This window comes from Actinomadura fibrosa (genome assembly GCF_900659615.1).
Classification (GTDB): Bacteria; Actinomycetota; Actinomycetes; order Streptosporangiales; family Streptosporangiaceae; genus Spirillospora; species Spirillospora fibrosa.
On sequence record NZ_CAACUY010000145.1, the window covers coordinates 1 to 22,628 of the forward strand.

The 22,628-nt window shown below is 74.4% G+C and carries 24 protein-coding genes; 9 read left to right on the forward strand and 15 right to left on the reverse strand.

What is annotated here, in order from left to right; genetic code table 11:
• The coding region (locus E1300_RS53750) for an SDR family NAD(P)-dependent oxidoreductase (RefSeq protein ID WP_131761073.1) at nt 1–192 on the reverse strand (192 nt) is incomplete at its 3' end.
• A 74-nt stretch (nt 193–266) separates the two neighbouring features.
• Here E1300_RS53750 and E1300_RS33245 point away from each other — a divergent pair.
• On the forward strand, nt 267–1,166 hold the full coding sequence (locus tag E1300_RS33245) for a PaaX family transcriptional regulator (RefSeq protein WP_242619544.1): 900 nt from the start codon (nt 267–269) through the stop codon (nt 1,164–1,166).
• A gap of 38 nt (nt 1,167–1,204) precedes the next feature.
• Here the strand turns inward: E1300_RS33245 and E1300_RS33250 are convergent, their stop codons facing one another.
• Genes E1300_RS33250 through E1300_RS33275 form a run of 6 tightly spaced genes read right to left on the reverse strand, consistent with a single transcriptional unit; the run spans nt 1,205 to nt 8,332 of the window.
• The gene (locus E1300_RS33250; protein WP_131761075.1) at nt 1,205–2,869 is read right to left on the reverse strand and encodes a CocE/NonD family hydrolase; all 1,665 of its coding nucleotides are present in this window, start codon (nt 2,867–2,869) and stop codon (nt 1,205–1,207) included.
• Nucleotides 2,870–2,912: 43 nt separating this feature from the next.
• Nucleotides 2,913–3,827, reverse strand: a complete 915-nt coding sequence (locus E1300_RS33255; RefSeq protein ID WP_131761076.1) for an ABC transporter ATP-binding protein — start codon at nt 3,825–3,827, stop codon at nt 2,913–2,915.
• A complete protein-coding gene (locus E1300_RS33260) occupies nt 3,824–4,840 on the reverse strand; it encodes an ABC transporter ATP-binding protein (protein ID WP_242619545.1) in 1,017 nt (338 codons plus the stop codon). The genes E1300_RS33255 and E1300_RS33260 overlap by 4 nt, the downstream gene beginning before the upstream one ends.
• Nucleotides 4,837–5,700 (reverse strand): ABC transporter permease, encoded by an 864-nt coding sequence (locus E1300_RS33265; RefSeq protein ID WP_131761077.1) that lies wholly within the window; start codon nt 5,698–5,700, stop codon nt 4,837–4,839. Before E1300_RS33265 ends, E1300_RS33260 begins: the two co-directional genes overlap by 4 nt.
• Nucleotides 5,697–6,701, reverse strand: coding sequence for an ABC transporter permease (locus E1300_RS33270; RefSeq protein WP_131761078.1), 1,005 nt, complete (start codon nt 6,699–6,701; stop codon nt 5,697–5,699). Before E1300_RS33270 ends, E1300_RS33265 begins: the two co-directional genes overlap by 4 nt.
• A gap of 14 nt (nt 6,702–6,715) precedes the next feature.
• Complete coding sequence (locus E1300_RS33275) at nt 6,716–8,332, reverse strand: ABC transporter substrate-binding protein (protein WP_165503107.1); 1,617 nt, start codon at nt 8,330–8,332, stop codon at nt 6,716–6,718.
• A 361-nt stretch (nt 8,333–8,693) separates the two neighbouring features.
• On the opposite strand from E1300_RS33275, the gene E1300_RS33280 reads away from it, so the two are divergent.
• Nucleotides 8,694–9,311, forward strand: coding sequence for a TetR/AcrR family transcriptional regulator (locus E1300_RS33280; RefSeq protein WP_165503108.1), 618 nt, complete (start codon nt 8,694–8,696; stop codon nt 9,309–9,311).
• Between the two features lie 54 nt (nt 9,312–9,365).
• On the opposite strand, the gene E1300_RS33285 is transcribed toward E1300_RS33280, so the two are convergent.
• Complete coding sequence (locus E1300_RS33285; protein ID WP_131761081.1) at nt 9,366–9,941, reverse strand: TetR/AcrR family transcriptional regulator; 576 nt, start codon at nt 9,939–9,941, stop codon at nt 9,366–9,368.
• A 77-nt stretch (nt 9,942–10,018) separates the two neighbouring features.
• On the opposite strand from E1300_RS33285, the gene E1300_RS33290 reads away from it, so the two are divergent.
• Complete coding sequence (locus E1300_RS33290) at nt 10,019–11,437, forward strand: amidase (protein WP_131761082.1); 1,419 nt, start codon at nt 10,019–10,021, stop codon at nt 11,435–11,437.
• A gap of 25 nt (nt 11,438–11,462) precedes the next feature.
• Nucleotides 11,463–13,115 carry an amidohydrolase gene (locus E1300_RS33295; protein WP_131761083.1) on the forward strand — a complete coding sequence of 551 codons (1,653 nt, stop codon included), beginning with the start codon at nt 11,463–11,465 and terminating at the stop codon, nt 13,113–13,115.
• Nucleotides 13,116–13,121: 6 nt separating this feature from the next.
• Here E1300_RS33295 and E1300_RS33300 read toward each other — a convergent pair whose 3' ends face one another.
• A complete protein-coding gene (locus E1300_RS33300) occupies nt 13,122–13,292 on the reverse strand; it encodes a hypothetical protein (RefSeq protein ID WP_207400088.1) in 171 nt (56 codons plus the stop codon).
• Nucleotides 13,293–13,311: 19 nt separating this feature from the next.
• Between E1300_RS33300 and E1300_RS33305 the strand changes: the two genes are divergently transcribed.
• On the forward strand, nt 13,312–13,779 hold the full coding sequence (locus tag E1300_RS33305; RefSeq protein WP_131761084.1) for an Lrp/AsnC family transcriptional regulator: 468 nt from the start codon (nt 13,312–13,314) through the stop codon (nt 13,777–13,779).
• Nucleotides 13,780–13,857: 78 nt separating this feature from the next.
• Nucleotides 13,858–15,267 (forward strand): NAD(P)/FAD-dependent oxidoreductase, encoded by a 1,410-nt coding sequence (locus tag E1300_RS33310; RefSeq protein WP_131761085.1) that lies wholly within the window; start codon nt 13,858–13,860, stop codon nt 15,265–15,267.
• Between the two features lie 23 nt (nt 15,268–15,290).
• On the opposite strand, the gene E1300_RS33315 is transcribed toward E1300_RS33310, so the two are convergent.
• Complete coding sequence (locus tag E1300_RS33315; RefSeq protein ID WP_131761086.1) at nt 15,291–15,728, reverse strand: VOC family protein; 438 nt, start codon at nt 15,726–15,728, stop codon at nt 15,291–15,293.
• Between the two features lie 219 nt (nt 15,729–15,947).
• Here E1300_RS33315 and E1300_RS33320 point away from each other — a divergent pair, with 219 nt between their 5' ends.
• From E1300_RS33320 to dmpG, 3 genes are read left to right on the forward strand one after another with little or no spacing between them, the layout of a single operon-like run.
• Complete coding sequence (locus E1300_RS33320) at nt 15,948–16,742, forward strand: 2-keto-4-pentenoate hydratase (protein ID WP_131761087.1); 795 nt, start codon at nt 15,948–15,950, stop codon at nt 16,740–16,742.
• Complete coding sequence (locus E1300_RS33325; RefSeq protein ID WP_131761088.1) at nt 16,736–17,623, forward strand: acetaldehyde dehydrogenase (acetylating); 888 nt, start codon at nt 16,736–16,738, stop codon at nt 17,621–17,623. Before E1300_RS33320 ends, E1300_RS33325 begins: the two co-directional genes overlap by 7 nt.
• The gene (gene dmpG / locus E1300_RS33330) at nt 17,620–18,642 is read left to right on the forward strand and encodes a 4-hydroxy-2-oxovalerate aldolase (RefSeq protein ID WP_131761089.1); all 1,023 of its coding nucleotides are present in this window, start codon (nt 17,620–17,622) and stop codon (nt 18,640–18,642) included. Before E1300_RS33325 ends, dmpG begins: the two co-directional genes overlap by 4 nt.
• 27 nt (nt 18,643–18,669) lie before the next feature.
• Here dmpG and E1300_RS33335 read toward each other — a convergent pair whose 3' ends face one another.
• The 5 genes from E1300_RS33335 to E1300_RS33355 form a co-directional block, all read right to left on the reverse strand.
• A complete protein-coding gene (locus E1300_RS33335; RefSeq protein WP_131761090.1) occupies nt 18,670–19,917 on the reverse strand; it encodes a cytochrome P450 in 1,248 nt (415 codons plus the stop codon).
• Nucleotides 19,914–20,504, reverse strand: a complete 591-nt coding sequence (locus tag E1300_RS33340) for a GTP-binding protein (RefSeq protein ID WP_207400089.1) — start codon at nt 20,502–20,504, stop codon at nt 19,914–19,916. Before E1300_RS33340 ends, E1300_RS33335 begins: the two co-directional genes overlap by 4 nt.
• A gap of 7 nt (nt 20,505–20,511) precedes the next feature.
• On the reverse strand, nt 20,512–20,874 hold the full coding sequence (locus tag E1300_RS33345; RefSeq protein ID WP_131761092.1) for a DUF742 domain-containing protein: 363 nt from the start codon (nt 20,872–20,874) through the stop codon (nt 20,512–20,514).
• Entirely contained in the window at nt 20,871–21,275 is a 405-nt protein-coding gene (locus E1300_RS33350) for a roadblock/LC7 domain-containing protein (protein ID WP_131761093.1), read from the reverse strand. The genes E1300_RS33345 and E1300_RS33350 overlap by 4 nt, the downstream gene beginning before the upstream one ends.
• A gap of 132 nt (nt 21,276–21,407) precedes the next feature.
• A partial coding sequence (locus E1300_RS33355) for a sensor histidine kinase (RefSeq protein ID WP_131761094.1) occupies nt 21,408–22,628 on the reverse strand: 1,221 nt, incomplete at its 5' end.

Below are 22,628 nucleotides of genomic sequence, written 5' to 3' on the forward strand. Positions count from 1 at the left end.
CGCCTCGTCCGCGTCGTTGACCACGACCGCGGCGCCCGCGCCGGCCAGCGCGCGGGCGTAGGCGCGGCCGAGCCCGGCGCCCGCGCCCGTGACGAGGGCCACGCGATCCTTCAGTTCCACGGGGTTCCTTCCGTCGGTTCCTCGACGAGGGTGAGGGAGCTGTCCGAAGCCGGTCGGTATGTCGGCTTCCATGTGGCTTCAAAGTTAGGCATATCGATTACCGCCGTCAAGAATCTGCCCAGTGTAATTGTGGCTACCCTGGAGAGGTGCTCCAGGACCCGTCATCGCCCGACATCGATCCCGGCGCCGAGGCGGACGGCGGCGGGGCGCCGCGCCCGCAGGCGCTGCTGCTCACCTTCTTCGGCTCCTACGTCCTCGGCCGGCACGTCCGCGTCGCCACGGCGAGCGTGCTCGACGTCCTCGGCCGGGTCGGGGTGTCCGAGGACGCCACGCGCTCCACGCTGAGCCGGATGGCGCGCGGCGGGCTGCTCGACCGCGCCCGGCGCGGCCGCAGCGTCTACGTCGGCCTGACCGCCCGGTCCCGCGAGGTCCTCCAGGACGGCGAGTTCCGCGTCTGGCGGGTCGGCGCGGTGAACGCGCACTGGGACGGCACCTGGACGCTGCTCGGCTTCTCCCTGCCGGACTCCTGGCAGCGGCAGCGGCACGTGCTCCGCTCCCGGCTGCTGTGGGCCGGGTTCGGCGCGCTCCAGGGCGGCCTGTGGATCGCCCCGTCCCCGGTGGACGTCCCCGCGCTGCTCGACGGGCTGGAGGCGGCCGAGCACGTCCGGGTGTTCCAGGCGCGCGCCCTGCCGCCGACCGACGCGGGACGGCTGGTGGGCGACGCGTGGGACCTCGCCGCGATCGCCCGCCGCTACGACCGCTTCCTCGACCGCTGGGACGCCCCGCGCCCGCCCGCCGGGCCGCCCGACAGCCTCGCGCGGCAGCTGCTCCTCCAGACCGAATGGCTCCAGGTCATCCGGCAGGACCCGCGGCTGCCCCGGGAGCACCTGCCCGGCGACTGGCCGGCGGAGCGCGCCCAGCGCGTCTTCCGCTCCGTCCACGCCCGGCTCGACCCGGAGGCCAGGGCGATCGCCGCCGACACGCTCGACACCATCCCCGACGAGGACGCGGACGAGCCCGAGCCGCGGCTGGAGACCGTCCCTTAGCGGCCGTCGCTCAGCGGCTCGGCACGCCGGGCGCCGCGTCACGGATCGCTCCGCAGGTCGCCGGCCTCCCACCGGCCGATGCGCAGGCACGACGGCCGGGCGCCGCCCACGGTGACGGTCCTCGTGACGGGGGCGCCGGGGAGGCTCGTCCACGGGTCGGCGCCGTCCGGCCCCTCGACGACGTACTCGGGGAAGTCGCTGCTCGTGAGGTCCAGCGCGAGGCGGTGCCCGGCGCGCAGCCGGTACGCGACGCCCCGCAGGTCGAGGACGGCCTCGTCCCCGGCCGGCGGCGCGTCGAACCGGAGCCGGCCGCGCGCGATGAGGAACGCGCCGCCTCCCGGGTCCACGTCGAGGAGTCGCGCGTGGACGGCCGCCCCGGCGGACGCGGAGAGCCGCAGCAGCAGCGTCGCCGTGCCGACCAGATCGACGTCCGCGGGCACGGCGGGTCCGGTGAAGCGGAGCACGTCGTCGCGGTCCGCGAGCGGGCCGAGGTCCGGCGGGTCGAGCAGCGCCGCGAACGGGTTCGTCCCCGGGGAGGGCACGGGATCGGACGGGTCGTGCGTCCACGCCAGCGCTTCCTCCTCGGGCGCCGCCGCCTCGGCGAGGCGGGGCGGGGAGTCCGCGGCGAGGAAGAACTCCAGGCCGGAGGCATCCGGAGGCGGCCAGGCAGCGCTTTCCCGCCAGCCGCCGTGGCACACCTCGTAGCGGACGCGCGGCAGCGCCGCCAGGCCGTCCGAGCGCCCGAGGACGGCGTCGAAGAACTCGACCGCCGGGTCGAGGTACCTCGGCAGCAGGCGGCGGAGCGCGTCCGGGTCGGCGGCGTGGTCGTCCCGCGGCGCGACGGGGGAGTGGCCCAGCCAGTAGTTCTCGTGGTCGATCGCCTCCAGGCGCAGGAACAGGCGCGCGGCCCAGCCCGGGTCCCGGGACAGGGCGCGGACGTCGTGCCAGGACCAGATCGCGCAGTTGTCGAACCAGCCGATCGTGTAGAGGGCCGGGACCGGGCGGCTCTCCACCAGTGCCTTCAGCGGGGGCGGGACGAACCGCGCCCCGCCGTCGAACTCGGCGTCGAAGTTCGCCGAGCGCCTGCCGAGCCGCTCGAAGAACTCCTCGAACGCCGCCCGCAGCGGCCGGCGGCTCCAGTCGATCTCCCACTCGTAGCGGTCGCGGTCCACGTAGTGGGTGGAGCAGTAGGCCTTGTGCGCCGTCGGCTCGACGTCCCGCGTCCCGTCGCCGTACTCCAGCACCGTGGACAGCTGCGACCCGGTGACGCGCGGCGCGATCGCCCGGAGCGCGGGGTGGCCGCCGATCGCCGCGGCGATCGCCGTGTACCCGTAGTAGGAGTCGCCCCACATCACGACGTTCCCGTCGCACCACGGCCGCTCGGTGATCCACTGGATCGTGTCGCGGCCGTCGTCCGCCTCGTGGACGGCGAACTCCGTCGCTCCCTCCGACCGGAACTTGCCCCGGACGTCCTGGACGACGACGTTGTACCCGCGCGCCAGGAAGTAGCGGCCGATCTCGGGCATGAAGCAGTACGCGCCGTCCTTGTCGTAGGGGAGGCGGACGAGCACGACGGCGTTCGGCGCCGCGGGGTCGGCCAGGTAGGCGTCGGCCGCCAGCCGCACCCCGTCGCGCATGGGGACCATGAACCGCGCGGCGTCGCGGGGCACGGCGGCCGGTCCGATCCGGTTGATGCTGAGCACGTGGTGTCTCCGTGTCTGTGGTCTGTAAGGGAGGGCGGGGCGGTCAGAGGCGGTCGAGCGCGCGGCGGTCCCGGGCGACCCGGTCGAGGTCCCAGTCCGGCGAGGGGATCGAGTCGAGCAGCAGGCGGGTGTAGGGGTGCCGGGGCTCGCGCAGGATCCGCTCGGTCCCGCCGCGCTCCACGACGCGGCCGTGCCGCATCACGATCGCCGTCTCGGTGACGTGCCGGACGACGGCGAGGTCGTGGCTGACGAACACGTAGGAGATCCCGGTGTCCCGGCGCAGGCCGTCCAGCAGGGTGAGGATCTGCGCCTGGATCGAGACGTCGAGGGCGGCGACCGCCTCGTCCAGCAGCAGGACGCGTGGCCGCACGGCGAGCGCGCGGGCGATCGCGGCGCGCTGCCGCTGGCCGCCCGACAGGTCGCGGGGGAGCGACCCGCCCGCGCGCTCGCTCAGCCCGACCTGGTCGAGGAGTTCGCGGACGCGGGCCCGGCGCCCGGCGGCCGGGCCCGGCGCGTGCAGCCGCATCGGCTCGGCGACGGACCGCGCGACGGTCTGCCGCGGATCGAGGGAGCCGTACGGATCCTGGAAGATCATCTGGAGCCGGGACGCGCGCCACAGCCGGTCGCGGCGCGCACCGCCTCCGGGCACCCGGCCCCGCGTTCCGCCGCGCGCCGCGGGTCTCCCCGCCTCCGGGCCCGCCACCACGCGGCCGTCGAGCTCGACGGTCCCGGACGTCGGCCGCTCCAACCCGGCGAGGACGCGAGCCGTCGTCGTCTTGCCCGACCCCGACTCGCCGACGATCCCGAGCGAGGCGCCCGGCATCAGGTCGAAGCTCACGCCGTCGACGGCGGTGACGTCCCCGAACCGCTTCACCAGCGACGTCACGCGGAGCACGGGCCGCGCCGCGCCGTCCGCGACCGCGCTCCCGCCCGTGTCCGCGGGCGTGTTCCCGGTCATGGCGCGACCCTTTCCGGACGGAGGCACGCGACGACGGACGCGCCGTGCGTGCGGTACGCGGGGACGGCCTCGGCGCAGTCGTCCCCGGCCAGCGGGCAGCGGTCGCGGAACGAGCAGCCGCCCGGCGCCTCGGCGAGCGCGCGCGGGCGTCCCCGGATGGGCCTGATCGCGGCCTTCTCGCCGCGCACCGACGGGCCCGCCTCCAGCAGCCCCCGCGTGTAGGGGTGGGCGGGCGCGGTGAACAGCGACGCGCCGGCCGACTCCTCCATGACGCGCCCGGCGTACATGACGTAGACGCGGTCGCAGATCGCGGCGGCGAGGTCGAGGTCGTGCGTCACGAAGAGCATCCCCGTCCCGTGCGCCCGCTGCATCCGCCGCAGCAGCCCGATCACCTCGGCCTGGGTCGTGACGTCCAGCGCGGTGGTCGGCTCGTCGGCGAGCAGCAGGTCCGGTTCGGTGGACAGCGCCCCGGCGATCACGACGCGCTGGAGCATCCCGCCGGAGAACTCGTGCGGGTACCGCCGCAGCGCGCCCGCCGGGTCGCGGATGCCGACCCGGTCGAGCAGGTCGAGCGCCCGCGCGGCGGCGTCGCGGGCGGGGGTGCCGCGCGCCCGCAGCCCCTCGGTGAGGTAGTCGCCGATGCGGCGCACCGGGTTCAGCGCCGCCCGCGGATCCTGGAAGACCATGGACGCGCGGGTGCGCCGCAGCTCGCGCAGCGTCCTGCGGTCGGCGGCGAGCACGTCCACGCCCGCGACCTCGACCCGGCCGGTGGCGCGCGCGCCGCGCGGCAGCAGGCCGAGCGCGCTCCGCGCGGTCAGCGACTTGCCCGAGCCGGACTCCCCGACCAGGCCGACGGTCTCGCCGCGGCCCACCCGGACGGTCACGTCCGCGAGCAGGGGGACGGCCGCGTCCCCATGGCCGACCGCGAGGCTCAGCCGCTCGACGCTGAGCGCGTCCCGCTGCGCCGCGGCGTCCTCGCCGGCCCGTTCTCTCCCGTTGGCGAGCACCGTCACGCTCCCTCACTCCGCTTCCCGCCGATGGATCCGCCGATGTGCTCGGCGAGGACGTTCACGCTCACGACGGTCAGCAGGACCGCGCAGCCCGGCACCAGCCCGCTCCACGGCTCGCCCTGGAGGACGGCGCTCTGCGCCTCGCTGATCATCGAGCCCCAGTCCGCGTCCGGCGGACGGACCCCGAGCCCCAGGTAGGACAGGGACGCGAGGTCCACCAGCGCGTAGCCGAAGGAGAGCGCGCTCTGTGCGACGAGCACCGGGAGGATGTTCGGCAGCAGGTGGCGGACGGCCACGTGGAAGCCGCCGAACCCCATGACCCGGTAGCCCTCGATGTAGGGCCGGGCGCCCTCCTGGATCGCCACGCTCCGCACGACCCGGCCGACGAACGGCGTGTAGCTGACGGCGAGCACGCAGATCGGAGCGGCCAGGCCGGGGCCGGACACCGCCACGACGAGCATCGCCAGCAGGAGGCTGGGGAAGGAGAACACGATGTCCATGCCGCGCGCGAGGACGGCGTCCACCCAGCCCCCGGCGCGGGCGGCGAGCAGCCCGACGGCGGTTCCGAGCAGGCCGGACAGCAGCACCACGCCGAGCGGCGCGAGCAGCGACAGCCGGGCGCCGTACATGAGCCTGGACAGGACGTCCCGGCCGGTGGAGTCCGTGCCGAGGAGGTGCCCCGCCGTCCCGGGCGGGGCGAGCGAGTCGAGCAGGCTCGTGGCGTCCGGGGAGTGCGGCGCGAGCAGCGGCGCCAGCAGCCCCGTGGCGGCGACGAGGGCGAGGAACGCGGCCGCGAGCGAGACGCCGAGCGGGCGGTGCCGCCTGGCGCCCCGGGCCCGGAGCGCGGGGATCGTCAGCGTCATCGGCGCGGCCCTCCCGCCGCCGCGCGCGGGTCGATCAGCGGCAGCGCGAGGTCGACCAGCGTGTTGACGGTCACGAACACGACGACCGCGAGGAGCGCGATGCCCTGCACGACGGGGAAGTCCCGCCGCTGGACGGAGCTGACCAGCAGGGATCCGACGCCGTCCAGGCCGAACGCCGTCTCGACGACCGCGGTGCCGACGAACAGGCTCCCGAGCAGCAGGGCGACGACCGTCAGCAGGGGCCCGAGCGCGTTGCGCACCACGTGCCTGCGGATCACCGCGGCCCCCGCCACCCCGCGGCCGCGCGCCGCGTCCACGTGTTCGCGGCGCAGCTCGTCCGCGAACGCGGCGTTGCCCACCCGGGCGAGGACGCCGAACGCGGCGATCGCCATGGCGGCCGCGGGCAGCGTCAGGTGCCGGAGCCGGTCGGCGAAGCCTTCCCCCGCGCCGGTGGCGGGGAACCAGCCGAGCCGCACCGAGAACACCGTGAGCAGGACGATGGCCGCGACGAACGGGGGCGTGGCGGTGGTGACCGACGCCGCGGCGGCGGCGAGCCGGTCGACCGTGCCGCCCCGGACGGCGGACGCCAGCGCGACGGCGGAGCCGAGCAGGACCGCGAGCGCCGCCGAGTAGAGGATCAGCAGGCCGGAGACGCTCAGCCGCCCGGCGATGAGCTGGGTGACGCCGGTCTGGTAGTTGAACGACGTCCCGAAGTCCAGACGGGCGGCGTCGCCGACCCACGCCAGGTAGCCCTGGACGAAGCCGCGGTCGAGCCCGTACCTGTGCCGCAGGGCCTCGATCTGGTCCGGGGTGAGGCGGCGGCCTCCGGCGACGGCCAGGACGGGGTCCCCCGGGACGAGCCGCAGCGCGCCGTAGATCAGGACCGAGGCGATGAGGACGGTCAGGGCCGCGCCGAGCGCGCGTGCGCCGATCCAGCGCGCGAGGCCGCGCCGCGACGCCGCGGAGGCCCGCTTCGAGGCCCGCTTCGATGTGCGCTTCATCGTCGCCCGCCGCGTCACTTGCCGCCGAGCGTGGTCGCCCACGGCGTGTAGACGTAGTTCTGCCGCGGCACGAGGCCGGTCAGCGCGGACTTGTAGTAGACGTTCAGGTACGGCGTCGCGATGGGGATGTTGATCAGGTCCCGGGCCATGACGGCCTGCGCCCTGGTCACCTGCCGGGCGCGTGCGGCGGGGTCGTCCGCGGCGATCGCGGCGGTGATCGCCGCGTCGTACTCCCGGTTGCTGTACCCGGCGAAGTTGTAGAAGTTGCCGGTGGTGAAGAACTGGTAGTACGTCAGCGGCTCGGGGAAGTCCAGGTAGCCGGTGGACAGGAACAGGTCCACGCCGGCGCGGGCCTGCGGCGAGGAGAACATCGCGCCGTACTGCTGGGCGGTGAGCGGCTTCAGCTCGACGTTCATGCCGGCCTGCCGGGCGGCGTCGGCGATCGCGGTGGCCGTCCGCGCCTCCTCCTCGATCGCCGTCGTGTACGCCAGGACGATTTTCTCCTTGGCCTTGGCCGACTTCGCGACGAGCGACTTGGCCTTGCCGAGGTCCTGGGTCGGCTGGGGCAGCTTGTCGTACTCCTGCTGGTAGACGTCCTTGGCGTAGCCCCACGCGGCGGGCGGCACGAGCGCCCGCAGCGGCTGCGCCGCGCCCTGGAAGACCGATCCGATGACGCCCCGGTAGTCGATGAGCGCCTGCAACGCCTGCCGCGTGGCGGGGTCGGACAGCGCGCCCTTCTGGTCGATCACCGACAGGAACATGGGGGCGAGGCTCCGCCCGAACAGCAGGTTCCCCCTGCCCTTCAGCCGGGCGTGGGCGGCGCGCGGGACGGCGAACTCGCCGTCCACGTCACCGCTGGCCAGCGCCGCGGCCTGCGCGGACGGGTCGGTGATGAACGTGAACCTGAGGTCCTTCACCCGGGGCCTGACCGCGGTGTTCCACCACGAGTCGTTGCGCGTGAGCGTGATTCCCTGCCCTTGCGTCCAGCCGGCGAGCTTGTACGGGCCGGTGCACATGAGTCCGCGTCCGGCGGTGCCGAAGCCCTTCCCGGCGGCCTCGGCGAACGCCTTCTCCACGACGTGGAAGGCGGGCGTGGCGAAGAAGTTCGGGACGAGGACGTCCGGCTTCCTGAGCCTGATGGTGACCTCGTCCCGGCGGGTCGCCTCGATGCTCCGCAGCCGTCCCGCCCAGCCGATCCAGGACGAGCCGAGCTTCGGGTCGAGGATGCGCCGGACGCTGTAGACGACGTCCTCGGCGGTGACGGGCTTGCCGTCCCAGAACCTCGTCCCGGCGCGCAGCCGGATCACGTAGGTGAGCGGGTCGGGATGCTCGAAGCCGGTCGCCAGCGCGGGCTCGCGCTCGTAGTTCGGGCCGAAGGAGAACAGCCCCTCGCACATGTTGGCCGTGACGGTGCTGACGGACTCGATGGCGGACTGCGCCGGGTCGAGCGTGGGCGGCTCGCCGGGCGGCAGGTTCCAGGTGACGCGGTCGACGTCCATGGTCGGGGCGGGCATGGACGCGGTGACGGCCGGGGCGCCGGCCTGCTTCCCGGCCGTGCCGCCGCCGCACGCGGCGAGTGAGCAGGAGCCGGCGAGGACCGCGGCGAGCGCGGCCGGACGGGGACGTTTCATCGGTGGACCCTTCGAGGTGCTGGAACGGGCCGGAGAGGGGGCGCCGACCGGACGGGGGGAGGACGGGTCCCCGGCCGGGGCGGTGAGGGCGCGAGGTGATCGGACCGCGAGTGCGGTGCGGACGCGCCGGCCCGGATGGACGGTGACCTGCTCGGCGACCGGCGTGCCCCATAGCGTGGTTCGCCGCGAATAGATTGTCAATACTGAAAAACTAAAGAGATTCCCCGGCCGGAAACGGCGTCCGAGTCGCCGTGAAAGCGCAGGAATGCACGTGGAAATGGCGCGCCTCCCCGGAGTCGGAGGCGCGCTATGCTGTGTGCAGTTTGTCGGTGCCGAAGAACTATCGAGGCGGTCGAAGCGGGTGGGAAGGCCGAGTCTGGCCGCGCAGCGGCGGAGGCAGATCCTGGACGCGGCCGCCCGGTCGGTGGCCAGGTACGGGCTGGCCGGCAGCACGCAGGAGCGCATCGCGGCCGTGGCCGGGATGAGCCGCTCGCACATCCGGCACTACGTGGGCAACCGCGACGAGCTCATCGACGCGCTGTGGGACCACGTCATCACGCCGTACTTCGACGCGACGCGCGAGGCCCTGGCCGGCCGCACGGCCGAGGAGCGGCTGCCCGCGCTGGTGGACCACCTCTTCGGGCCGCAGCTGGCCCGCAACGAGGACGACCTGGTCATCGAGTCGCTGATCAGCGGCTCGATGCACGACGTCCGGCTGCGCGGGCGCATCTACGACAGCTACGCCAGGCTGGAGCGCGACGTCGCGAGGACGATCCGCGAGGCGATCCCCGGCTGCGAGGCGGCGGAGAGCCTGCGCCTCGCCTATGCCCTCATCTGCATGGCGTTCGGCCATTCCACGCTCGCGCCGCTGCCCTTTCCCGCGTCGCGCCAGACGGGCCTGAAGGAACTCGCCATGCAATTGCTCGCGAGCCGCGCCGCCGGTCACGGGACCGGCCCCGGTGCCTCCGGAACGGGCTGAGCGTCCCGGCGTCCGGGCGGTGGAACGGTACTGGGGCGCACCCGGCATCCCTCCCTAGCGGACGGTCGTCAGAAGGCGGACGAGCCGCTCGATGAGCGGGGTCACCCGCTCGGTGGTCCAGCTCTCGGGGTCCTCCAGGCTGGAGACGTAGAAGCCGCGGAGCGCGAGGTCGAGGACGTCGGCGGCGAACGCGGGATCGGCCGCGCCCGCGTCGGCCGCCGCGTCGGCCAGCGCGCCGCGGTTCTGCCGGGAGTCCTCCCGCAGGACGCGGTGCGCCTCGGACTCGGGCGCGCCGCGTCCGAGGATCTCCATGAACAGCCGGCGCAGCACCAGGTCGTCGCCGGTGGTCGAGCACGCCCAGCGCGCGATGGCCGCCAGGCGCTCGCGGGCGGGGACGTCCGCGACCGCGGCGTCGAGGTCGGCGCCCCACGACCGCATCGCGTGCTCGACGGCGTTGCGCAGCAGCGCCTCGCGGGTGGGCAGGTAGTTGGTGACCAGGGTCGTGGACCCGCCGATCCGCCTGGCCACGGCCCTGATGGTCACCCCGTCCACGCCGTCCGCCGCCACGATCTCCAGGGTGGCGTCGGCGATGGTCGCGAGGCGCTGGGCGATGTCGATCTCCACCGGCATGGCGGCAGCGTAGCGAGCGGGACGCCGTCATACAACACCGTTGTACATCAGCGTTGCATCACGTAGCCTCCTGGGCCATGGAACTGTGGCAGCTGTCCGCGACGCAGATCGCGGCGGGCGTGCGCGAGCGGGCGGTCTCGTCGGCCGACGTCGTGCGCGCCTGCCTGGACCGGATCGCGGACGTCAACCCCGCGCTCAACGCCCTGGTGGACGTCCGTCCCGAGGAGGCCCTCGCCGCCGCGGACCGCGCGGACGCGGCGGTGGCGGCGGGGGAGCGGCTCGGCCCGCTGCACGGCGTGCCCGTCTCGACCAAGCTCAACACCGCCCAGCGCGGCGCGCTGACCAGCCACGGGCTGAAGGCCGCGGAGCACGCCAGGGCCGCCGGCGACGACGCGTGCGTCGCCGCGCTGCGCGCGTCGGGCGCCGTCTTCCTCGGCCGCAGCAACGTGCCCGCCTTCTCGCTGCGCTGGTTCACCGCCAACGACGCGCACGGCAGGACCCTCAACCCCTGGGACGCCGGGCGCACCCCCGGCGGGTCCAGCGGCGGCGCGGCGAGCGCCGTCGCCGCGGGCATGACGCCGGTGAGCCAGGGCAACGACATCGCCGGTTCGATCCGCTATCCCGCCGCCTGCTGCGGGCTGGTCGGCGTCCGTCCCACGGTCGGCCTCGTGTCGAACTGGTCCGCGCCCGGCGACATCGAGATGGAGCTCCCGCTGACGGCCCAGGCGTGGAGCGTGCACGGCCCGCTCGCGAGGACGGTCGCCGACGCGCGGGCGGCCCTGTGGGCGATGGCCTCCCCGGACCCCCGCGACCCCTTCGGCGTCCCCGCGCTGCCGGAGCTGCGGCGGGAGCCGGGCCCCGTCCGCGTGTACGTCGTCCGGGACGTCGGCATGGCGAAGCCGCACCCGTCCGTGGACGCCGCGGTGACCGCCGCGGCGGGCTGGCTGGCCGACGCGGGCTACGCCGTGGAGGAGCGCGAGCTGCCGCTGCTCGAAGAGGCGGCGCGCCTGTGGGCGCTGCTGCTCACCGAGGACCTGCGCCTCGCCCTGCCCGTCATGCGGGACCTGGGCGACGACGCGCTGCGCACCAACCTGGAGCGCAACTTCGCGTACGCGGCGCGGCTGTGGGGCGAGGCCCCCGGCACCGCCGCCTACATCCAGGGCTGGGCCCGCCGCGCCACCCTGATCACCCGGCTCCAGGAGCTCCTCGGCGCGAACGCGCTGCTGCTGACCCCGGCGTCGGCCGAGCCGCCGTTCGAGCAGGACGCCGACACCGGCGACCCGGAACGCGCGCTCGGCCTCTTCCCGGCGCAGTGGCCGATGGTGTCCGTGCCGGTCCTCGGCTTCCCCGCCGTCACCGTGCCGGCCGGTGCGCCGGACGGCCTCCCGATCGGCGTGCAGCTCGTCGGCGGGCGGTTCACCGAGGACCTCGTCCTCGACGCCGCCCAGGCCGTCGAGGACCGGGCCCCGAGCCTGACCCCACCCGCCGCGCTGTAGTTCCGCCGCCCACTGGAGGTGCCGCATGACCTACTCGGCCGCCGACCTGCTGTTCACGAACGGTCGGATCATGACGATGGACGGCGGGCCCACGGCGCCGCGGGACGGCGTCCTCGCCGTCCGCGACGGGCGGATCGCCGCGGTCGGCGGCGACGAGGTGCGCGACCTCGCCGGCCCGCGCACGGAGGTCGTCGACCTGTGGGGACGCCTGCTGCTGCCCGGCTTCCAGGACGCGCACATCCACGCCGTGATGGGCGGGGTGGAGCTTGGGCAGTGCGACCTGACCGGCACCACCGACCCGCGCGAGTACGTCCGCCGCGTCCGCGCCTACGCCGACGCCCACCCCGAGAAGGAGTGGATCACCGGGAGCGGCTGGTCGATGGAGAGCTTCGAGGGCGGCGTCCCGACGCGGGACCTCCTCGACGCCGCCGTGCCGGACCGGCCCGTCTACCTGACCAACCGCGACCACCACGGCGCCTGGGTCAACGGCCGCGCCCTCGAACTCGCCGATGTCACTGCCCGGACCCCCGACCCCGCCGACGGCCGCGTCGAGCGCGACGCCGCCGGCGCCCCGGTCGGGATGCTCCAGGAGGGCGCGATGACCCTGGTCGGCGCTCACGTCCCCGAGCCGACCGCGCGAGACCGCCTCGCCGGGCTGCTGCGCGCCCAGGAACTCCTGCACGGCCTCGGCATCACCGCCTGGCAGGACGCCCTCGTGGCCGGCACCGACGGCTACCCCGACACGTCCGACGCCTACCTCGCCGCCGCGAGCGACGGCATGCTGACCGCGACCGTCGTCGGCGCGCTGTGGTGGGCGCGGGGGCGGGGCGCCGAGCAGATCCCCGACCTGCTGGAGCGCCGCGACCGGCTCACCCGCGGCCGGCTCCGCTGCTCCACCATCAAGATCATGCAGGACGGCGTCGCGGAGAACTTCACCGCCGCGATGACCGGCCCCTACCTCGACGCCTGCGGCCACGCCACCGGCAACAGCGGCATCAGCTTCGTCGACCCGGCCGCGCTGAGGGAGTACGTGCCCGCGCTGGACGCGCTCGGCTTCCAGGTGCACTTCCACGCGCTGGGCGACCGGGCCGTCCGGGAGGCGCTGGACGCGGTCGAGGCGGCCCGCGCCGCGAACGGGCGGCGCGACACCCGGCCGCACCTGGCCCACCTCCAGGTCGTCCACCCCGACGACATCCCCCGGTTCGCGGATCTCGGCGCGACCGCGAACATCCAGCCGCTGTGGGCCGCCCACGAGCCGCAGATGGACGAGCTCACCATCCCGTTCCTCGGCCCGGAGCGGGCCGCCCGCCAGTACCCGTTCCGGGCGCTCGCGCGTACCGGAGCGACGCTGGCCGCGGGAAGCGACTGGCCCGTGAGCAGCCCGGACCCCATCGCGGGCGTCCATGTCGCGGTCAACCGCGTCCTCCCCGGCGAGGACGAGCGGCCCTTCCTGCCGGAGCAGGCGCTCGGGCTCGCCGAGGCCCTGGCCGCCTACACCGCCGGGTCCGCCTACGTGAACCACCTCGACGACACCGGGAGCCTGCGCCCGGGCAACCGCGCCGACCTGGTCGTCCTCGACCGCGACCCCTTCGGCGGACCCGCGGAGGCCATCGGTGACACCCGCGTCGCGCTCACCTACGTGGACGGCGTGCGCGTCCACGCTGCCCCCGACGCCTGACGGGGGTCAGAGCAGCTCGGGCAGCCGCGCGGCCGACTCCAGCAGGTGGGTGTGGCGGCTCCGGCCCAGCTCGGCGGCCGTGCCCCCGCCGGTCAGCACGCCGACCACGAAACCTGCGCCCGCGTTCCGCTCGGCGGAGCGGGAGGCCGGCTCCGTGACCTCCGGAACCGGGCCCACCGGCTGGAATGATGCGGGCATGGGCAGGAACAGTGCGGCGCCGGAGCTGGACGACATCTCGTGGCAGATCATCGAGCAGTTGCAGGAGGACGGGCGCCGCTCCTACGGCGCCGTCGCCAGGGCGGTGGGGCTCTCCGAGGCGGCCGTCCGGCAGCGGGTGCAGCGCATGATCGAGGCGGGCGTGATGCAGATCGTCGCGGTCACCGACCCGCTGCGGGTCGGCGGGCACCGGCAGGCGATGGTCGGGGTGCGGGCGGAGGGGCCGCTGGAACCGGTCGCCGAAGCGCTGTCGGAGATGGAGGAGACCGTCTACGTGGTGCTCTGCGCCGGCTCGTTCGACCTGCTGTGCGAGGTCGTGTGCGTGGACGACGAGCACCTGGTCGAGGTCCTGTCGACCCGCATCAGGTCGATCCCGGGAGTGGTCGCCACCGAGACGTTCGTCTACCTCAAGCTCTGCAAGGAGAGCTACCAGTGGCGCACCCGCTGACGACTGGATCAGTGACCGAGAGAGCCAGCCAAAACTAAAATAGTGGACCAATGCCCACCGACTAACTAGATTAGTGGCATGAGTCGCGTTTTGGCCACTGATCCCGTACGTTCGCTCGTCGATGCCGAGCCCGTCCCGTTCTGGTTGCAGGACCCGGCGCGGCCCGCGCCGCTGCCCGCGCTGGCGGGGGAGGAGCACTGCGACCTGCTCGTGGTGGGCGGCGGGTACTGCGGGCTGTGGACGGCGCTGCTGGCCAAGGAGCGCGACCCGGGCCGCGACGTCGTGCTGATCGAGGCGCGGGAGGCGGGCTGGGCGGCGTCCGGACGCAACGGCGGGTTCTGCGCGTCCTCGCTCACGCACGGCTTCGGCAACGGGCTGGCCAGGTGGCCGGACGAGCTGGCCGAGCTGGAACGGCTCGGCATGGAGAACCTGGACGGCATCGAGGAGACGCTGCGCCGCCACGGCATCGACTGCGACTGGGAGCGCACCGGCGCCCTGGACGTCGCCACGCGCCCGCACCAGGTGGACGAGCTGCGCGAGTACGCCGGGACGGCGCGGCACTTCGGCGTCGCGGCCGAGTTCCTGGGCACTGAGGAGGTCAGGGCTGAGGTGGCCTCGCCGACCTACCTGGCCGGGGTGCTGGACCGGCGCGGGACGGCGCTGGTGCATCCGGCCAAGCTTGCCTGGGGCCTGCGCGACGCCTGCCTGCGGCTCGGCGTGCGGATCTTCGAGCGCACGCCCGCGACCGGCCTGAGCACGCGCGGCACCAGCATGGTGGTCACGACCGGCTACGGCCGGGTGGTGGCCCGCCGGGTCGCGCTGGCCACCAACGCCTTCCCGCCGCTGGTGCGAAAAGCTCGCCCGTACGTGATCCCGGTCTATGACTACGCGCTGGTCACCGAGCCGCTGACCGATGCGCAGCTCGCCTCGATCGGGTGGCGCAACCGCTATGGCCTGTCGGACTCCGGCAGCCAGTTCCACTACTACCGGCTCACCGCCGACGACCGGATCCTGTGGGGCGGTTACGACGCCGTCTACCACTACGGGTCGCGGCTGTCGGGCGATCTGGACCAGCGTCCGGCGACCTTCCGGGTGCTGGCCGCCCACTTCTTCGCCACCTTCCCGCAACTGGAGGGCGTCCGCTTCACCCACACCTGGGGCGGAGTGATCGACACCTGCACCCGGTTCTCGGCCTTCTTCGGCACCGCCGCCCAGGGCCGGGTCGGCTACGCGCTCGGTTTCACCGGCCTCGGTGTCGGCGCGACCCGCTTCGCGGCGCAGGTCGTCCTGGACCGGCTGGACGGGCTGGACACGCCGCGCACCCGGCTGGCCATGGTGCGCGGCAAGCCCGTCCCGTTCCCTCCCGAGCCGCTGCGCTGGGCGGGCATCGAGCTGACCCGCCGCTCGATGGCCCGCGCCGACCGCGACGGCCGCCGCAACCTCTGGCTCCGCACGATGGACGCCCTCGGCCTCGGCTTCGACAGCTGACCCGTCCCCGCGACCGCGGCGCGTCAGTCGAGGCAGAACTCGTTGCCCTCGGGGTCGGTCATGAGGATGTGCCCGGCGCCGAGCGGGGGAGCGGGCTCGTAGCGTCGGACCCGGGTGGCGCCGCGCGAGACGAGCCGCTCGGCCTCCGCCTCCAGCGCCGCCATCCTCGCGTCGCCGTCGAGCCCCGGCGCGGCCCGCACGTCGAGGTGCACCCGGTTCTTGACCTGCTTGCCCTCCGGCACCCGCTGGAAGAACAGGCGCGGCCCGGAGCCCTCGGGGTCGACGACGGCCGAGGCGTCGTTGCGCCTCTCGGGCGGCACGCCCATCGCCTCCAGGGCCTCGTCCCATGACGCGAAGCCGCCGGGCGGGTCCTGGAGCCGGTAGCCGAGGGCGTCGGCCCAGAACGCCGAGAGCCCGGCGGGGTCGGCGCAGTCGAAAGTGATCTGGACGTCGCGGGCCATCAGCAGGCCTCCCGCCGGGTCCGTGCGGGCAGGCCGTCCATGAGATGCATCGTCATGGTCACAGCCTCCCGCACACCGCGGACAGAATCGTTCCGCGACGAGGCCGCAGGCCCGTCAGGGGATCGATGCGGCGGGTGTCCCGTGTGGTGGGACGGTTTCGTTGCCGCGGGGCTGGGGCGGAGGGGACGCTTGGCCTGCTGAAACGACGAAAGGACGGCCATGGACCCGGGTTCCGTGGAGAAGGCCGCGGCCGCGCTGCTCGACGCGTACGCCACCGGCGCTCCGATCGCTCCGCTGACGGAGGAGCATCCCGGCCTGACGGTTCCGGACGCCTACGCGATCCAGCTGGCCCAGGTGGCGGCGTGGACGGCGGACGGCGCCCGGATCAAGGGCCACAAGGTGGGGCTGACGTCCGCCGCGATGCGGCGGCAGTTCGGCGTGGACCAGCCCGACTTCGGGCATCTGACGGACGGCATGTTCTACGCCGAGGCCGCGCCCATCGACGTGGGCCGGTTCCTCCAGCCGAGGATCGAGCCGGAGGTGACGTTCGTGCTCGGGCGCCCGCTGTCGGGGCCGGGCGTGACGGTGGCGGACGCCGTCGCGGCGGTGGACTTCGTGCTGCCCGCCCTGGAGATCATCGACTCCCGGATCGCGGACTGGCGGATCACGCTGGCGGACACGATCGCCGACAACGCGTCCAGCGGCGGCGTGGTGCTCGGCGCGCGGCCCGTGCGGATGGACGGGCTCGACCTCGCGCTGACCGGCTGCCTGCTGCACCGGAACGGCGACCTCGTGGACACCGGCGCCGGCGGCGCGGTCCTCGGCTCGCCGGTCAACGCGCTGGTCTGGCTGGCGAACGCGCTCGGCGAGCGGGGTGTCGGCCTGGAGGCCGGGCACGTCGTGCTGCCCGGGTCGGTGACGGCGGCCGTGCCGGTCGCGCCCGGCGACACGTTCACGGCCGCGTTCGGCGGCATCGGCACGGTCACCGCGAGCTTCGGGGAGGCGGCATGCTGAGCGCCGCGATCGTCGGTCCGGGCAACATCGGGACGGACCTGCTGGTGAAGCTGCTGCGCAGCGACGAGATCAAGGTGCACTCGATGGTCGGGGTGGACCCGGAGTCGGACGGCCTGGCCCGCGCCCGGGCGCTCGGCGTGCCCGCCTCGGCGGGCGGTGTCGACTGGCTGCTCGCGCAGGACGACCTGCCCGACCTCGTGTTCGAGGCGACGTCCGCGAAGGCGCACCTCGCCAACGCGCCGCGGTACGAGGCGGCCGGGATCACCGCGGTCGACCTGACGCCGGCGGCGACCGGGCCGTTCGTGTGCCCGCCGGTCAACCTCGGGTCGCTGGCCGAGGCGCCCAACCTCAACATGATCACGTGCGGGGGGCAGGCGACGATCCCGATCGTGCACGCGGTGTCGTCGGTGGTCCCGGTGCCGTACGCCGAGATCGTCGCGTCCATCGCGTCCCGCTCGGCGGGACCCGGCACGCGGGCCAACATCGACGAGTTCACGCAGACCACGGCGCGGGCGATCGAGCGGGTCGGCGGCGCGGACCGGGGCAAGGCGATCATCATCCTGAACCCGGTGGACCCGCCGATGATCATGCGGGACACGGTGTTCTGCGCGATCCCGGACGGCGCCGACACCGGGGCGATCGCCGAGTCGGTCCACCGGATGGTCGCCGAGGTCGCGGAGTACGTCCCCGGCTACGCGCTGCGCGCCGAGCCGCAGTTCGACGCGCCCCGCGACATCTGGCGGGGCATGGCGCGGGTCGCGGTGTTCCTGGAGGTCCGCGGCAACGGCGACTACCTGCCGGAGTGGGCCGGCAACCTCGACATCATGACGGCCGCCGCCGCCCGCGTGGGCGAGCAGCTGGCCCGGGGAGGGGCGCGATGACCGACAAGATCAGGATCACCGACTCGACGCTGCGGGACGGCAGCCACGCGATGGCGCACCGCTTCACCGAGGAGCAGGTGCGGGGCGTCGTGCACGCCCTGGACAGCGCGGGCGTCGAGGTCATCGAGGTGACGCACGGCGACGGGCTCGGCGGCTCGTCCTTCAACTACGGCTTCTCGCTGGAGGACGACATCAAGCTCGTCTCGGCGGCCGTGGACGAGGCGACGCGGGCGAAGATCGCCGTGCTGCTGCTGCCGGGCCTCGGCACCGTGGAGGACCTGAAGCGGGCGCGGGCGGCCGGGGCGTCCGTCGCGCGGATCGCCACGCACTGCACCGAGGCGGACGTGTCGCTCCAGCACTTCGCCGCCGCCCGCGACCTCGGCATGGAGACGGTCGGCTTCCTGATGCTGTCGCACCGCATCGGCCCGGACGAGCTGGCGAGGCAGGCCCGGATCATGGTGGACGGCGGCGCGCAGTGCGTCTACGTCGTCGACTCGGCGGGCGCCCTCGTGCTCGGCGACGCGCAGGAGCGGATCGCCGCGCTCGTCAAGGAGATCGGGCACGAGGCGGAGGTCGGCTTCCACGGCCACCAGAACCTCTCCCTCGGCGTCGCGAACTCCGTGCTCGCGCAGCAGAACGGCGCCCGGCAGATCGACGGGGCGCTGTGCGCGCTCGGCGCGGGCGCGGGCAACTCGCCGACCGAGGTGCTCGTCGCGACGTTCGAGCGGCTCGGCGTCCCGACCGGCGTGGACGTGCAGGGCGCGCTGGCCGCCGCCGACGACGTCGTGAAGCCGTTCCTGGACCGGCTGCCGTTCGCCGACCGCGGCGCGATCACGCAGGGCTACGCCGGGGTGTACTCCAGCTTCCTGCTGCACGCCGAGCGCGCCGCCGAGCGGTACGGCGTCCCCGCCCACGAGATCCTCCAGCGGGTCGGCGAGGCGGGCTACGTCGGCGGCCAGGAGGACATGATCATCGACGTGGCGCTCCAGCTCGTCCGGGAGCGCGAGCGCGCGGAGTGAGACCGCGGCCCTCGGCCGGCGCGAGCGTCAGCCGAGGGTCGCCGCCGGGCTGAACCGCACCGGGAGGGACGCCAGGCGGCGGACCCAGAACGACGGGAGCCACCGCAGCTCGTCCGGCTTCACCGCCAGCTCGATGTCGGGCAGCCGGTCGAGCAGCACCTCCACCGCCGTCCGCGCGACGACCTCGGCGAGCTCGGGGGCGGGGAACGGGCAGCCGTGGTCGCCGTGCCCGAACGACAGGTGGGCGCGGTTGCCGGCGCCGGAGCCGTGCGCGGGCGGCTGCACCTGCGGGTCGGCGTTCGCCGCGGCCCACCCGAGGATCAGCATGTCGCCCGGACGGATCGCGCGGCCGCCCAGCTCGCAGGCGTGCACGGCGAACCGGCCGATGTTGTTCTGGGACGGCGTGTCCTCCCACAGCACCTGGTTCAGCGCCTGCGCGACGCTGCCGCGGCCGCCCTGGAGCGTCACGGCGAACCGCTCGTCGACCAGCATCAGCCGCAGCGTGTTGCCGATCCAGTGGCCGGTCGGCAGGTGCCCCGCGCTGATCATCGGGATCAGGTCGCTGATCAGCTCGTCGTCGGTGTAGCCCGCGGGGTGCGCGAGCAGCCGGGACGTGACGTCCGGCCCGGGGCGCGCCCGGCGGGACTCGGCCAGCCTGCGCATCGACTCCTGGAGCCGCTGGTAGGCCGGGACGGCGTTCTCGTCGGAGCCCGCGACGTGCTGGATGTCGCGGATCATGTCGGGGGCCTCGGACTCCGGGACGCCGAACAGCTCCATCATCGCCATCGGCGGGAGCCGGTCGGCGAACTGGCTGCCGAGGTCGGCCTCGCCGTCCCCGGCGAACTCGTCGATGAGCCGGTCCGCGATGCGCTCGCAGGAGCCGCTCAGCTCGGTGCGGTCCACGGCGTCGAGCGCGTCGCTGATCGCCGCGCTGCGCCGCTTGTGCTCCTCGCCCTCGGCGAGCATCACCGACGGGTTCCAGCCCACGAACGGCAGCAGCGACCAGTTCTCCGGCACCATGTCCCAGGCGTTCCAGCGGCGGGTGTCGCGGGCGAACAGGCCGGGGTTGGAGGTCACGTGGTTGACCTCCCGGTACCCGATCACGTACCAGGCGGGCACGTCGCCTTCGAGCAGGACGGGCACGACGGGGCCGTGCTCGCGCCGCATCCGCTCGAAGAAGTCCTTCGGCCGCTGGTCGAACTCCGGCCCGTACAGGCGGACGGCGTCGGCGTCGGCGGCGGCCGGCCGGGCGGTCTCGTCGGTCTCGTCGGTCACTGCGCGGCCTCCTGGAGGGCGGCGGGGTCGTGGAGCGTGGCGAGGTGCCGGACGAGCGTGATCAGCACGCTCTTGCAGGAGTCGCGGACCCGGGCGTCGCACTCGACGAGCGGGACGCCGTCGGCCAGCGACAGCGCGTCCCGCACCCGGGCGAGCGAGGGCTGCGGTCCCGGGGCGTCGAACCGGTTGACCGCGACCACGAACGGCATCCTGTGGTGCTCCAGCCGGTCGAGCGGGTAGAAGGAGTCCTCCAGGCGGCGCGTGTCCACTAGGACCACCGCGCCCAGGCTGCCGGAGAACAGCTGGTCCCAGATGAACCAGAACCGCTGCTGGCCGGGGGCGCCGAACAGGTAGAGGACGCGGTGCGCGTCCAGCGTGATCCGGCCGAAGTCGAACGCGACCGTGGTGGTCCGCTTGTCGGCGACGCGGCTCGGGTCGTCGATGCCGACCCCGGCCTTCGTCATGACCTCCTCGGTGCTCAGCGGGCGGATCTCGGAGATCGAGCCGACCATCGTGGTCTTCCCGACGCCGAACCCGCCCACGATCACGATCTTCAGCGCGTCCCGGACGCTCGGCCGCAGCGGCACGCCGGGATCAGAGGGCTTCGAGTCCAACGAGCACCTGCTTCAACGTTTCCAGGTCGGTCAGCCGGGTCGTCGCGGCGGCCGACGTCGGATGGCGGACGGTGATGTGACCGGTGTCGCGCAGGTCGAGCAGCAGGATCTTCACGACGCTCACCGGCAGCCTCAGGTGGGACGACAGCTCGACCACCGCCACCGGCTCGTCGCGGCACAGCCGCAGGATCGCGACGTGCTCGGACTGCATGCCCGGCGCCGGGTCGTTCTCCGCGACGACCAGCGTGACGAGGTCGAGCGCCGCGTCGTCGGCCCGGCTGCGGCCACCGGTCACGGTGTAGAGCCGGTCCGGGCCGTCGAGGTCCAGGGGGCGCGGGCTCATCTCGGCGACGGGGTGCGCGGTGCCGCGGTGAGGTAGCCGCCGATCTGCTCCACCAGCTCGTTCATGCTGTGCCCGACCAGGCCGACGTCGGCGTCCTCGTGGGCCACGACGGCCAGGTGCGCGCCCTCGCCAGCCGGGACGATCAGCAGCAGCCCGCCGGCGAACTCGATCATCGACTGGCCGGCGCGGACACCGGTCCCGAACTCGTGCGAGGCGGTCATGGACAGGCTCTGGATCCCCGAGGCGATCGCCGCGAGCTGGTCCGCCCTGTCGTCGTCCAGCCCGCGGGTGTGGCAGATCTTCAGGCCGTCCCGGGACAGCACCAGGACGTGCTGGACGCCGGGGGCGCGGTCCACGAGGGACGCCAGAAGCCAGTCGAGTTGGCGCTCATCGGTGCTCATCGCGATCTCGGGGCGGCCTCCGCCGCAGGCGCGCCCCTGCCTCCTAATCTGTCGGTCCTGTGGTCCGGACGAGGATGCCGGGACCGGTCGGCCCCGCGGCACGTCCACCGGACGGCCGCCGGACCATGAGCCCTACTGCTTCGGGTCGCCGGTGGACGCGGTCGCGTCCTGCCCGGCGTCGCCCGTGGTCGTGCGGCGGGCGGCCGTGTCGTCCGTGGCCGTGCCCTGCGCCCCGGTGCCGTCGAGAGCCGCGTCGCCCGCGTCGGCGTCGCCGGTATTCGCCCCTGTGTCCGCGTCCGTCGTGGCGCCCGCGATCGTGCGGTGGCGTCCCGAGCCCGAATCGCGGAACGCGGCGAACCGCGCGCCCGGGTCGCGGGGCTTGGGCGCCGGCGCCGCCTGCTGCTCGATCGTCTCGGTGAGCGTCGCGCCGCGGCGGCGTTTCGGCAGGTACGCCTCGGAGTCGGCGACGGCCGTCCCCGCCGCCGGACCCGCCGCCGCCGTTCCCGGCGCCGCCGCCAGGGCGGGGGCGGGTTCCCGGGAGGGCAGGGGAGTGCCCCTGGGCGGGCTCTGGATGGACTCTGCCAAGGTTCCCCTCGTGGCGTCGGAGGAGTGGGTGATGAGCTGGCGCGGGATCAGCACGACCACGCCGATGCCGCCGCGCGAGGACGGCCGGAAGCTGACCCGCAGGCCGTGCTTGCTCGCGAGCCGCCCGACCACGGCCAGCCCCAGCCGGGTCCCGGGCAGCGAGGTCAGGTCGGCGGCCTCGGAGACGAGCCGCTCGGCGCGCTCCCGCTCGCGCTGCCGCATGCCGAGGCCGCTGTCCTCGACGGTGACGACGATCCCGGCGTCCTCCTCCTCGGCGTAGACGTGCACGGCGGTGCCGTGGGGGGAGAAGTTGGCGGCGTTGTCCATCAGCTCGGCCAGCGCGTGCATGATGCCCTCGGCGGCGAACCCGGCGACGGCGGCGGTGCTGGTCGAGTGGTACTGGACGCGCTGGTAGGAGGCGATCCGGCCCATGGCGCCGCGGATGACGCTCTCCAGCACGATCGGCCTGGTCCAGCGCCGTCCCGAGCGGCCGCCGCTCAGCAGCGCGATGCTGTCGGCCAGGCGCCCCATCTGGGAGACGTGGTGGTCGAGGTCGAGCAGGTCGCCGAAGACCTCGTCCTCGCTGTACCGGTCCTCCAGCTCGCGGAGCTGGGCGAGCATGCGGGTCGTCTGCGCCTGGATCCGCGCCGCCGCGCTCGCGCAGGCCGCCATCGCCGCCGCCCGGGTGCGCTCGCCCGCGGTCAGGTCGTCGGCGAGCGTGCGCAGCAGCCGCTCCAGCGCCGCGTGCAGCAGGGCGCCGAGCTGCCC